Consider the following 11,420-nt stretch of genomic DNA (forward strand, 5'->3'; position numbering starts at 1 on the left):
TGGCCTGGCTCTACTGATGAACGTTTACCGGCAGTCTTCCGGCAGCGCGGCGATGGCCGATACCACGGCCGCCTGCATGCCCTGCCCCACGGCGGCGTCCAGTTCGCCGCCGATGCCCCCATGCTGGCGCCGCAGTTCGTCCTCGCACAGGCCGCGCACGCGCGCACGGGCATTCGCGCGCAGGCTGCTGCATCGCCAGTCGGTGCCACCCAGCGGCAGCACCGAATACACCACGCTGTTGCAGGCGTTGCCGGCGCGCTGCTGCAGCGACCGTCCACCGAAATCCCGCGGCACGCTGCTGCGCCGCGGGTCGAAGTAGCTGTCCGGGAACGTGCGCGCGTACTGTTCGATGTCCACCGCCATGCTGCGCCCACCGGCCAGCGGCATCTGCAGCGGCTGGCCGCACTGGGTCGCGTCGGCGCGGTGCTGGATGTACTGGTAGATCGGCCGGTCCAGCGATGGCTCCTGCTGGGTCACCGCACTCACCGACGCCAGCACCGGCAGCGATGCACGATTGGCCATGCGCGCCAGCAGCCCCGCCTGCGCGGGCTGGCAGCGGTCGCGCACGGTTGCAGCGAGCAGGAACAGCACGTCGTTGCGGAACGCGTGATCGTCGCGCAGGCGCTGTTCGATGCGCTGGCTGGCGTCGGCGGCCGGTGCCGGAAACGCGACCGCCGGCGGCGCGGTGGTTGCGCGCTGCCGCTGCCACCACGCCAGGAGCACGATTGCGCCCAGCAGCGCTGCGGCAGCCAGGATCCAGCACCGGCGCATCAGTTGCGGATCGCCGTCAGCGTGGCCGCCGCAGCATCGTAGGACGCGCTGGCGATGTCCGCGTCGAAACGCTTCACCTGCAGGCGGCCAGCGAGCCGGTACGGATCCCACAGATCACCCAGCGCGATCGGCGTGGCCAGGGTCACGTGGATGATCTGGTTCGGCGGCGGTGGCGGCACGTGGATGCAGGCCCCGTAGAACGGCACGAACAGCAGTTCATCGACCATTCCGGCATCGTTGGTGCCGAGCGGTACCACGTAGCCATCGAGATCCACCGCGCGACCATCGACAGCGTCGACCACGCGCGAAGAGCCGAACTGCCTGGCGCGATCCGGGCTGGAATGGTCGATCTCCTGCCCCGGCGGCGTGCCGGAGCCGGTGTCGTCGATCAGCCCGCCCACGCCATCCATGCCACCGCGCGACAGGCCGATCTGCGGCGGCGGGCGCTGATAGGTGACCTCGTCGGGCCGCAACGCATCCCAACGGTCGATGGGGCTTTCGGCCGTGGCGGAGGGCGCGGGTTTGTCCTGCGGCGTGACCGCCACGGCATCGGCGCCCGGTGACGTGCAGCCTGCCAACCAGACGCATCCAAGCAGCAACACAGCGCTACGGTTCATAGGGCCTCAGCTGGGCATCGCGCATGGTGTAAGCAGAACCGGCCAGATCATCATCCAGCCGTTCGGCACGCAGGGTGCCGGCCAGGAAGAATGGCGAGTACATGTCCGGCATCTCGATCGGCTGCGGCAGCACCACGTGCACGATCTGGTTCGGCGGCGGCGGTGGCACGTGGATGCAGGCGCCGTAATACGGCACGAACAGGAATTCGGTCAGCCGCCCGTCCTGCGCGTTGGCCAGCGGTACCACGTAGCCCGGCAGGCGTACCGGTCGCTGCAGCACAGCAGCCACGGTACGGAACGTCCCGAACTGCGGCATGCGCCGGTTGCCGCTGTGCTCGACTTCCGGGCCCTCGCCCCGCTCCAGCGCGGCCAGTTCGTCCTTGGGCATCATCTGCAACCAGTCCAGCTCCTGCTCTGCCGCGTCCGCAGCGTCAGCGCGGTCGACAACCGGCGAAGGTGGCAAGGCCTGCACACCCGAATCCACCGGCCGCTCGCAGGCGGCCAGCGCCAGCACCATCGGCAATGGCCGCATCCAGCGCATGCTCAGCCTCCCGGTGACAGGCCATCGGCCAGCGTGCGCCGATAGGCCAGCAATGCCGGCACCAGCCCGGCGACCGCACTGATCGCCAGCACGCCTGCTACCCAGGCCAGCTCGCGACCGTCCGGCCACACATGGGTGATCGACAGGCCAAAGTTGGCCAATACCCAGCCGCGCCCGGCAAGGCTGGCGACCACCAGCAGTGACAGGGCCAGCACACAGGCCAGCGCACTGGTCGCCACCGCTTCCACCACCAGCAGGCCGGCGATGTAGCCCGGCCGCGCCCCGGTGGCACGCAGGATCGCCATCTCGCGCCGCCGCTCCTGCAGGGTCGAGACCAGCAGCGCCACCAGCGAGACCATGCCCAGCAGCACCACCATCGCGCTGATCAGCTGCAGCGCACGCTCGGCGGTGCCCAGCGACTGCCACAGCTGCTGCAGGGTCACGCCGGGCAGGATCGCCAGCATCGCCTCGTCCGGGTACTCATTGATCCTGCGCTGCACTGAAAACGTGGCGATGCGCGAGTTCAGGCCCAGCATGAAAGCGGTGATGCTGCTGGGGGTCAGATCCAGATGGCGGGCCTGCTCGGCGCTGACACGCTGGCTGCGCAACTGCACGCCCGAGCGCCAGTCGACATGGATCGCCTCGATCGCCGCCAGCGAGACCAGCAGCGACGAATCGACCGGCGTGCCGGTGCGCTGCAGGATGCCGGCAACACGGAACGGCTTGTCGGCATGCGTGGCCAGGGTGACCGCACCGGTGCCGTGCGCCAGCACGATCGCATCGCCCAGGCCGACCTTCTGTGCCTGCGCCACCTCGGCACCGATCACCACGTCATACAGATCATCGAACCGCCTTCCGTTCGCGAACGCCAGCGCATGCCCGGCGCCGTAGCGATAGTGCTCGAAGTAGCCACCGCTGGTACCGACCACGCGGTAGCCGCGCCACGAATCGCCCAGCGACAACGGCACTGACCACTTCACCTGCGGCAGCGCGGACAGCTCCTGGTAGGACTGCCAGGACACGTTGTTGGTCGGGTCGCCGATATGGAACACCGAGTACAGCAGCAGGTTCACCGGCCCCGAACGCGCACCGACAATCAGATCGGTGCCCGACACCGTGCTGGCGAAACCTTCGTGCGCCTGCGTGCGTACGCGTTCGACACCCAGCAACAGGACCATGCTGAGGGTGATGACCAGCACGGTCAGGCCCACGCTCAACGCGCGGCTGCGCAGGCTGGCCCAGGCAAGCTCAAGCATGGCCGGCACCTGCCTGGTTGATCTCCGACAAGGCGATCGTGCGGTCGAACAACGGCTGCAGGCTGTCGTCATGGCTGACCACCAGCACCGTGGTGCCGGCCGCCTGGCACTGCGCAGACATCAGCTGCAGGAAGGCGGTCGCCGCCTCCCGGTCGAGCGCCGAGGTCGGCTCATCGGCCAGCAGCAATGCCGGGCGACCGATCAGCGCGCGTGCCGCTGCCACGCGTTGCTGCTGGCCGACACTCAGCGTACCCGCGCGCCGCTGCATCAGCGCCGGGTCCAGCTGCAGGGCCTGCAGCAGTCGCGCGATCTCGGCATCCAACGGCCCGCTGATGCGCGCGCTGCGCAGGCGGGAGAAACGCAGGCCCAGCGCAATGTTGTCGCGCACGCTGAGGAACGGCAGCAGGTTGAACTGCTGGAAGATCACGCCCAGGTGGTCAGCGCGGAATCGATCCCGCGCCGCGCCGCGCATGGCCTGCAGCGCGTGGCCTGCCACCTCGACACGGCCCTCTCCAGGCAGCAGCACACCGGCCAGCAGGCCCAGCAGGGTGCTTTTGCCGCCACCGCTGATTCCCCGCAGCAACACGCTGCTGCCCTGCTCGATCCACAGCCGCGGCACATCCAGCACCCGCCGCGCGCCGTAGCCGAACTGCACGCCCTCCAGCGCGATCATCGTCCGCAGGTTCACGGCGCCAGCACCACGCGCAGGTTGTCCGGGGTCAGCACGCTGCGGCTCTGGCCGTGGGCAGTGGCGCTGTTGACGATCACTTCATGCAGGCCCGGGAACAGCAGCGGCAGGCGCACCACGATGGCGCGCAGCTCGGCGGGCTTTGCACAGTGGTACTGCAGCGTTGCGTTGAACCCCGCGTGCCGGTGCTGTCCTGGCGGCGGCGCGACGGCGGTCGCGTCGAAGCCCTCGGCCCTGGCATCGTTGCCTGAAAGGCGGCAGCGCGCGGCGGTGGGCAAGGTGACCCAGCTGCCACCCTGCAGCAGCCCAGTCGCACGCGCCAGCGCAGCCTGCTCGGCTGCATTGGCCGGCGGCCGCTCGAAATCAAGGATGCCGATGCCGGGGGCCTGAAGGGCGAATTCCAGCGTTTGCTGGTCCAGTGCAACGTCCACGGTCGCCTGGCCGTGCACGTGCGGTGCGTGCTGGCGGATGTCATGGGCCTGCACGGCACTGGCGGCCAGCAGCAGGGAAAGAGCAGCAAGACGCTTCATGGGGAAGGCTCCAATTGTTACCATGTAACATTATGGACCACATCCCCACGACGCCCGCAAGGGCCTTGGCCCAGTCGCCAACTTCGGCACGCTGGCACCCCCACTTCGATCTTGCCGGCGCCTGGCTGTCGCTGGCCTGCGCCGCCCACTGCATCGCCCTGCCGCTGCTGCTGGCCTTCGTGCCGGCCGCGATGATGGCGCTGCGCTCGTTCCAGCACCCCGGCCACGGGGCGATGACGTTGCTGCTGGTGATGTCGCGCTGGGAATGGCTGTTCGCGCTGCTGGCCTCGTCGCTGGCCCTGGCCAGTACGACCGCTGGGGTGCACCGGCATGGACGCTGGCAGTCCCTGTGGTGGGCGTGCATCGGCGCCGTCCTGCTGCTGTCAGCCTCGCTGTCCCTGCCGCTGAAGGAATCGCTGCTCTGGCACGGCGTAGCGACGGCCATGGGTGGTGCGCTGCTGGCATGCGCGCACATCGCGAACCGGCGCGCGCTGCACAGGCAATAACGCCGGCCAGCGGCCGCACCCAACAGCTGATACGCAGTCGGTAGTGCCGGCCGCTGGCCGGCAACCTCGGGGTCCCGGCAGCCGGCCAGCGGCCGGCTCTACCCCTCCGTGTATGGGCCACCCAACAGCTGATACGCAGGCGGTAGTGCCGGCCGCTGGCCGGCAACCCCGGGGTCTCGCCAGCCGGCCAGCGGCCGGCTCTACCCCTCCGTGCATGGGCCACCCAACAGCCGATACGCAGTGGGTAGTGCCGGCCGCTGGCCGGCAACCCCGAGGTCCCGCCAGCCGGCCAGCGGCCGGCTCTACCCCTCCGTGCATGGACCACCCAACAGGTGATACGCAGTCGGTACTGCCGGCCGCTGGCCGGCAACCCCGGGGTCTCGCCAGCCGGCCAGCGGCCGGCTCTACCTGTCCGTGCATGGGCCACGCAACAGCTGATACGCAGTCGGTAGTGCCGGCCGCTGGCCGGCAACCCCGGGGTCCCGCCAGCCGGCCAGCGGCCGGCTCTACCCCTCCGTGTATGGACCACGCAACAGCTGATACGCGTGGGTAGTGCCGGCCGCTGGCCGGCAACCCCGAGGTCCCGCCAGCCGGCCAGCGGCCGGCTCTACCCCGCCTTATTCGTCGAACGGGCGCTGCCCCAGCGTCTGCGTCACGTGGTCCACGAAACAGGTGATGCGCGCGGCCAGCGCGGTGTTGCGGTAGTACACCGCATTGATCGGCTGCCGCACGTCCTGCGTCTGTTTGCCGAACAGCTGCACCAGTCGGCCCTCGCGCCGGTCCTGGCGGGTCAGGAAGTCCGAGAGGCAGGCAATGCCAAGCCCGGCCACCGCCATCTGCCGCAGCGTCTCGCCACTGGATGAAGCGATCGCCGGCTCGATCACGAAAGGCCCGCCATCGGCATCGTGCAGCGGCCACTCGTTCAATGAACTGGGCTGGGTAAAACCCAGCAGATCGTGCTTGCGCAGCTGCTCCACGCGTGTCGGCGTGCCATGCCGGCGCAGGTACTCGGGACTGGCGACGACGCGGATGCGGCTGTGGCCGATCGGCCGCGCATGCAGGGTGGAATCGCGCAGCACGCCGATGCGGAACGCCACGTCGGTGCGCTTTTCGATCAGGTCGGTGATGCCCTCGTTGGAGTTCAGCTCCAGCTCCACCTGCGGGTAGCGCTCGCGGAAGCCCTCCAGCAGCGGCACGATCACGTGCAGCATGAACGGCGTGGCCGCGTCCACGCGCAGGCGCCCGACCGGCTGCAGCCGCCGCGCCGCCATCTGTTCCTCGGCCTCGTCCACCGTGGCCAGGATCGTGCGCGCGTACTCCAGGAACGCCGCGCCCTCTTCAGTCAGTTCCAGCCGCCGCGTGGTCCGCCGCAGCAGGGTGGTCTGCAGCTTGTCTTCCAGCCGCGCCAGGGTGCGGCTGGTGGCCGAGATGGTCAGCTCCAGCGCCTCGGCCGCCGCCGTGATCGAGCCGCCATCGACCACCGCCACGAAGGCCTTCAGCTCATCCAGGGTGGTTTTCATTATTTACCTCGCTGCAAAAGCATTTCCCGTATACACGGCTTAATCAACAAATGTAAAGCGCCCACACTTCGCCCTGTCACGAGCCCGCCGGCTCTCAACCAAGTCCCTGGAGTCCATCATGAGCGTTCCTTCCTTTGGCGTCGGCACCTTCCGCCTGACCGGCCAGACCGTCATCGACTCGGTGCGCAACGCCCTCGACGTCGGCTACCGTGCCATCGACACGGCGCAGATCTACGGCAACGAAGCCGAGGTCGGCCAGGCCATCGCCGAATCCGGCGTCCCGCGCGATCCGCTCTTCCTGACCACCAAGATCTGGGTCGACAACTACGCCGCCGACAAGCTGATCCCGAGCCTGCGCGACAGCCTGGCCAAGCTGCGCACCGACTACGTCGACCTGCTGCTGATCCACTGGCCGGCGCCGGGCAATGGCGTTGAACTGCGCGAGTACATGACCGCGCTGGCCGAAGCCAAGCGCCTGGGCCTGACCCGCCAGATCGGTGTGTCCAACTTCAACATTGCGCTGACCCGGCAGGCCATCGAGGTGGTCGGCGCCGGCGAGATCGCCACCAACCAGATCGAACTGAGCCCCTACCTGCAGAACCCTGCTCTGACCGCCTTCCTCCAGGACCAGGGCATCACCGTCACTTCCTACATGACCCTGGCCTACGGCAAGGTGCTGAAGGATCCGGTGCTGGCCGCCATCGCCGACAAGCACCAGGCCACCGTGGCCCAGGTCGCGCTGGCGTGGGCGCTGCAACTGGGTTACTCGGTCATCCCGTCCTCGACCAAGCGCGAGAACCTGGCCAGCAACCTGCTCGCCCAGGACCTGCGCCTGGATGCCGACGACATGGCCGCGATCGCTGCGCTTGACCGCAACGGCCGCGAAGTCGATCCGCCGGGCCTGGCCCCGGCCTGGGACTGAGGAGCCTCGCCATGGGCAGTGCGTTGGCGCGGCTGCAGGCCGGTGGTTTCAGCATCGGCATCGAAGCACCGCTGGACAATGACTGGACGCCACTGGGCGAGCAGGCACGACGCGCCGCGCGACGCCGGCCCGGCGAACCGGACCTGCAGCGCCATGCGGAACTGGCACGGTTGGCCGACCGCCTCGGCTTCCGTGCGCTGTGGGTACGCGACGTGCCGGTGTACGACCCGGCCTTCGGCGATGCGGCGCAGGTGTTCGAGGTATTCAGTTACCTCGGCTACCTGGCCGGCATCACCAATGACATCCTGCTGGGCACCGGTGCGGTGGTGCTGCCGATCCGGGAGCCGTTGCTGACCCTGAAGTCGGCGCGCAGCGTGCAGCGGCTGAGTGGTGACCGCCTGCTGCTGGGCGTGGCCAGTGGCGACCGCCCGGTGGAGTACCCGCTGTTCGGCCGTGACTTCGACAACCGCGGCAGCCGCTTCCGCGAGCAGATCGCACTGCTGCGCGAAGGCGCCGCCGCGCACCTGCCGCAGGGCCTGGATGTGTTGCCCGCGGATGGCCCGGCCCTGCCGCTGTTCGTGGCCGGCCTGGCCCAGCAGCAACCGGCGTGGATCGGCCAGCACATGGACGGTTGCCTGGCCTATCCGGGCACGCCGCAGGACCATGCGCAACGCGTGGCGGCCTGGCGCGCCGTGGCCGGCAATAAGCCCTATGCCAGCTTCATCCACCTGGACCTGCTGGCCGATGCCAATGCCCCCCTGCAGCGCTGGCGCTTCGGCCTGCGCGGCGGCCGCAACGCCCTGCTGGCCGAGCTGCACGCCATGCAGGCCGCCGGTGTCGACCACATCGGCCTGCAGTTCCGCCGCAACGAACGGCCGTTGGCCGAGACCTTCCACGAAATCGCCGAGTACGTGCTACCGCACTTCCCGGCCCATGCCGGCGCCGCCGCGGCGGCCTGACCGTTACCGGAGCTTTGCCATGAAGATGAAGACCCTGGCCGCGCTTGCGCTGGCCACCCTGCCGCTGTCTTTCCAGGCCACCGCCGAGGACTGGTATCCCTCTGCCTACGGCGCCAACGACGAGATCGGCGCGGCCAACCTGCTGACCGCGGACGTGGTCAAGCGCGCGGTCTCGCTGGTCAGGACCGGCAAGACCTATCCGCTGGCGGTGCCGGTGGACAAGAATCTGCCGGCCTTCCGCCACCGCAGCTTCCGCCTGTACAACGTGCAGGTCGGCCAGCAGGCCGGCAGGTCGCTGGGCCCCAACAGGTTCACCTTCAACGATGAACTGGTGAACGCGTGGACCGGCGTTGGCACCCAGCTCAACGGCATCGGCCATATCGGCATCGACAACGTCTACTACAACGGCAACAAGGCCGCCGACTTCGTCACCGTCGACGGCGTGCGCAAGCTCGGCGTCGAGAAGGTGCCGCCGATGGTCACCCGCGGCGTCGTGCTGGACATGACCGCGTACTACGGCAAGGCGATCGTGCCCGGCGGCACCGAGTTCACCGTGGCCGACATCCAGGCCGTGCTGAAGAAGCAGGGACTGAGCCTGCGCAAGGGCGACGTGGTGCTGTTCAACACCGGCTGGCTGGAACTGATCGGAAAGGACGACAAACAGTTCCTGGAAGTGGAACCGGGTATCGGCATGGAGGCCGCGAAGTGGCTGGCCGACCAGGGCATCGTCGCCTTCGGTGGCGACACCTGGGCCTCGGAGGTCTACCCGAACCCGCACGGTGCCGAGGAGTTCCCGATCAACCAGTACATGCTGGCCAAGCGTGGCATCTACAACCTGGAGCTGATCGACAGCCGTGCGCTGGTGCGAGACAAGGCCTGGGAATTCCTGTTCGTGCTCGGCCAGCCGCTGTACGTCGGCTCGACCCAGGTCAACATCAACCCGGTGGCGATCCGATGAGCGCCGCCTCCGCCCTGCCGTTGTTCGCCGGCCGTCGCTTCCGCGTCCGCTATGACGGCCTGGCCGCCGACAACGTCTACAGCGCCGATGGCCGCCACGTGCAGTACGCCATCGTCTCCGGCGCCTATGCCGGTGCGCAGGGCGAAGCCGCCTGCGCGTGGCAGCAGATCAGCGAAGGGGTCTATGCCATTTCGTGGCAGGAAGCCGATGGCGCAACGGTCGTGCATGTCGATGACTTCGTCGGCGGTCGTTCGCTGGCCTGGTTCACCGCCACCGATGGCAGTTTCCATCGCATGCAAGGGCCGCTGCACGCGCTGTGATGCCGGCCAGCGGCCGGCACTACCGCGTGCGGTCGGACGGCTTCGCGTGCTGCTTCGGTAGTGCCGGCCGCTGGCCGGCAACCCCGGTCTGCTCGAACACCCCGGCCACCCAGTCGATGAAGACCCGCAACCGTGGCGATGGCGTCCGGTTGCGCGGGTAGACCAGGCTCAACGGGCTTGGCGTCGGCGGCGCCTCCGGCAACAGCTCGAGCAGCTGCCCGCGCGCGATGTACGGGTCCATCCGGTAGCGCGGCGCCTGGATGATGCCCAGGCCCGCCAGCGCGGCGCCGAGGAACGCATCCGCACCGGAGACACGCACCCGTGCAGGCAGCGGCACGTAGTGCACCTGCCCGGCCTGCTGGAACTCCAAGGGAATCAGCTGGCCGGTGGCGCTGGAGCGATAGCCGACCATTTCATGGCCGTCCCGCAGGGACGCGATGCTGCCGGGCACACCCTTGTCCTGCAGGTAACCTGGCGCGGCCACCGTGACCTCCCGCAGCATCGTCAACCGGCGCGCCGCAAGATCGCTGTCGGCCAGCGTCCCCACCCGCAGCGCCGCATCCACGCCTTCGCGCAGCAGGTCGACATAGCGGTCGCCTTCGCTGACCTCCAGTTCGATGTCCGGGTAGCGCTGCAGGAATTCCGGCAGATGCGGGAACAGCAGGTGCCGGCCCAGCGTGCCATGCACTTCGATACGCAACGGGCCGCGTGGCGGCGCATCCCGGAACGCCGCCTCGGCATCGTCCATGTCGGCGATCAGGCGCAGGCATCGCCCGTAGAAGGCTTCGCCTTCCAGCGTCGGCACCACCAGCCGCGTGGTCCGGTGCAGCAGGCGCACGCCCAGCCGCTGTTCCAGCGCCTTGATCGCGTCGGTCACCGTGGCGCGCGGCAGCCCGAGGTCCTCGGAGGCGCGGGTGAAGCTGCGGCGCTCGACGATACGGACGAAGGCGCGCATGGCCGTGAAGCGGTCCATTGTTCGGCTATCCGGATGATGTTGGCGGATTATGCAGGATTATCCGAACGTGCGATGGCGCGAAGATGGTCCTGCGTCGCTCCGGCGCGTCCCCGTGGAAGCCACCATGACCCTCTCCCCCGCCCGCTCTGTCGCCCTGGTCACCGGCGGATCGCGTGGCATCGGTGCCGCCATCTCGCGTCGGCTGGCCGCCGATGGCCACGCGGTCGCGATCAACTATGCGGGTCGCCGCGACGACGCCGAAGCCTTGGCCGCCGAACTGAACGCCGCCGGCGCGCAGGCCATCGCGCTGCAGGCCGATGTGTCCGATCCGCCGGCGGTGCGGCAGCTGTTCGATGCCATCGACGCCCGCTTCGGCGGCATCGACGTGGTGGTCAACAGCGCGGGGGTGCTGCAGCTGGCCCCACTGGCCGATTGCGACGACGCCCTGTTCGAGCGGGTGATCGGCATCAACCTCAAGGGCGCCTTCAACGTGCTGCGCGAAAGCGCGCGACGGGTGCGCGACGGCGGCCGGCTGATCACCCTGTCCACCAGCGTGGTTGGCATCAGGCTGGAGAACTACAGCGTGTATGCGGCCAGCAAGGCGGCGGTGGAGACGATGGGCGCGATCCTGAGCAAGGAACTGCGCGGGCGCAACATCACCGTGAACGCAGTGGCGCCGGGCCCGACCGCCACCGATCTGTTCCTGGACGGCAAGTCGCCGGAGCTGATCGAGCGGCTGGCGAAGATGAACCCCCTGGAGCGGCTGGGTACGCCGGACGACATCGCCGGCGCGGTGGGGTTCCTGGCGGGTGCCGATGGCGGATGGATCAACGGCCAGGTGCTGCGCGCCAACGGCGGGATGGTGTAGATCGCGCGA

14 protein-coding genes are annotated in these 11,420 nt (G+C 69.0%); 6 read left to right on the forward strand and 8 right to left on the reverse strand.

From position 1 onward, the window contains the following. Positions 1-24 precede the first annotated feature (24 nt). The 6 genes from LRM18_RS03535 to LRM18_RS03560 are packed head-to-tail and all read right to left on the reverse strand — an operon-like array spanning position 25 to position 4,403. Positions 25-771 carry a hypothetical protein gene (locus LRM18_RS03535; RefSeq protein WP_270951161.1) on the reverse strand — a complete coding sequence of 249 codons (747 nt, stop codon included), beginning with the start codon at positions 769-771 and terminating at the stop codon, positions 25-27. Beyond that, entirely contained in the window at positions 771-1,388 is a 618-nt protein-coding gene (locus LRM18_RS03540) for a DUF3299 domain-containing protein (protein ID WP_270951163.1), read from the reverse strand. The genes LRM18_RS03535 and LRM18_RS03540 overlap by 1 nt, the downstream gene beginning before the upstream one ends. Next, complete coding sequence (locus LRM18_RS03545; protein WP_057493382.1) at positions 1,378-1,929, reverse strand: DUF3299 domain-containing protein; 552 nt, start codon at positions 1,927-1,929, stop codon at positions 1,378-1,380. The genes LRM18_RS03540 and LRM18_RS03545 overlap by 11 nt, the downstream gene beginning before the upstream one ends. 2 nt (positions 1,930-1,931) lie before the next feature. Then, positions 1,932-3,185 (reverse strand): ABC transporter permease, encoded by a 1,254-nt coding sequence (locus tag LRM18_RS03550; RefSeq protein ID WP_074725236.1) that lies wholly within the window; start codon positions 3,183-3,185, stop codon positions 1,932-1,934. Next, positions 3,178-3,873, reverse strand: coding sequence for an ATP-binding cassette domain-containing protein (locus LRM18_RS03555; RefSeq protein WP_270951167.1), 696 nt, complete (start codon positions 3,871-3,873; stop codon positions 3,178-3,180). The genes LRM18_RS03550 and LRM18_RS03555 overlap by 8 nt, the downstream gene beginning before the upstream one ends. Next, positions 3,870-4,403, reverse strand: coding sequence for a DUF2796 domain-containing protein (locus LRM18_RS03560; RefSeq protein WP_270951169.1), 534 nt, complete (start codon positions 4,401-4,403; stop codon positions 3,870-3,872). The genes LRM18_RS03555 and LRM18_RS03560 overlap by 4 nt, the downstream gene beginning before the upstream one ends. 32 nt (positions 4,404-4,435) lie before the next feature. Here LRM18_RS03560 and LRM18_RS03565 point away from each other — a divergent pair, with 32 nt between their 5' ends. Next, positions 4,436-4,909 (forward strand): MerC domain-containing protein, encoded by a 474-nt coding sequence (locus LRM18_RS03565; protein WP_270951171.1) that lies wholly within the window; start codon positions 4,436-4,438, stop codon positions 4,907-4,909. 617 nt (positions 4,910-5,526) lie between these two features. On the opposite strand, the gene LRM18_RS03570 is transcribed toward LRM18_RS03565, so the two are convergent. Further along, entirely contained in the window at positions 5,527-6,429 is a 903-nt protein-coding gene (locus LRM18_RS03570; protein ID WP_049467081.1) for a LysR family transcriptional regulator, read from the reverse strand. Positions 6,430-6,547: 118 nt separating this feature from the next. Between LRM18_RS03570 and dkgB the strand changes: the two genes are divergently transcribed. The 4 genes from dkgB to LRM18_RS03590 are packed head-to-tail and all read left to right on the forward strand — an operon-like array spanning position 6,548 to position 9,588. Beyond that, a complete protein-coding gene (gene dkgB, locus LRM18_RS03575; protein WP_270951176.1) occupies positions 6,548-7,351 on the forward strand; it encodes a 2,5-didehydrogluconate reductase DkgB in 804 nt (267 codons plus the stop codon). 11 nt (positions 7,352-7,362) lie between these two features. Then, entirely contained in the window at positions 7,363-8,310 is a 948-nt protein-coding gene (locus LRM18_RS03580; protein ID WP_270951178.1) for a TIGR03571 family LLM class oxidoreductase, read from the forward strand. A gap of 19 nt (positions 8,311-8,329) precedes the next feature. Further along, on the forward strand, positions 8,330-9,268 hold the full coding sequence (locus LRM18_RS03585; protein WP_143025127.1) for a cyclase family protein: 939 nt from the start codon (positions 8,330-8,332) through the stop codon (positions 9,266-9,268). Beyond that, positions 9,265-9,588 (forward strand): adenylate cyclase, encoded by a 324-nt coding sequence (locus LRM18_RS03590; RefSeq protein ID WP_270951182.1) that lies wholly within the window; start codon positions 9,265-9,267, stop codon positions 9,586-9,588. The genes LRM18_RS03585 and LRM18_RS03590 overlap by 4 nt, the downstream gene beginning before the upstream one ends. A gap of 19 nt (positions 9,589-9,607) precedes the next feature. Here LRM18_RS03590 and LRM18_RS03595 read toward each other — a convergent pair whose 3' ends face one another. Then, on the reverse strand, positions 9,608-10,561 hold the full coding sequence (locus LRM18_RS03595; RefSeq protein WP_154330695.1) for a LysR family transcriptional regulator: 954 nt from the start codon (positions 10,559-10,561) through the stop codon (positions 9,608-9,610). A 106-nt stretch (positions 10,562-10,667) separates the two neighbouring features. Between LRM18_RS03595 and LRM18_RS03600 the strand changes: the two genes are divergently transcribed. Continuing rightward, complete coding sequence (locus LRM18_RS03600) at positions 10,668-11,411, forward strand: SDR family oxidoreductase (RefSeq protein WP_154330696.1); 744 nt, start codon at positions 10,668-10,670, stop codon at positions 11,409-11,411. The last annotated feature ends 9 nt before the right edge of the window (positions 11,412-11,420 follow it).

Source organism: Stenotrophomonas sp. PI_27, from assembly GCF_027854495.1.
GTDB lineage: Bacteria > Pseudomonadota > Gammaproteobacteria > Xanthomonadales > Xanthomonadaceae > Stenotrophomonas > Stenotrophomonas pavanii.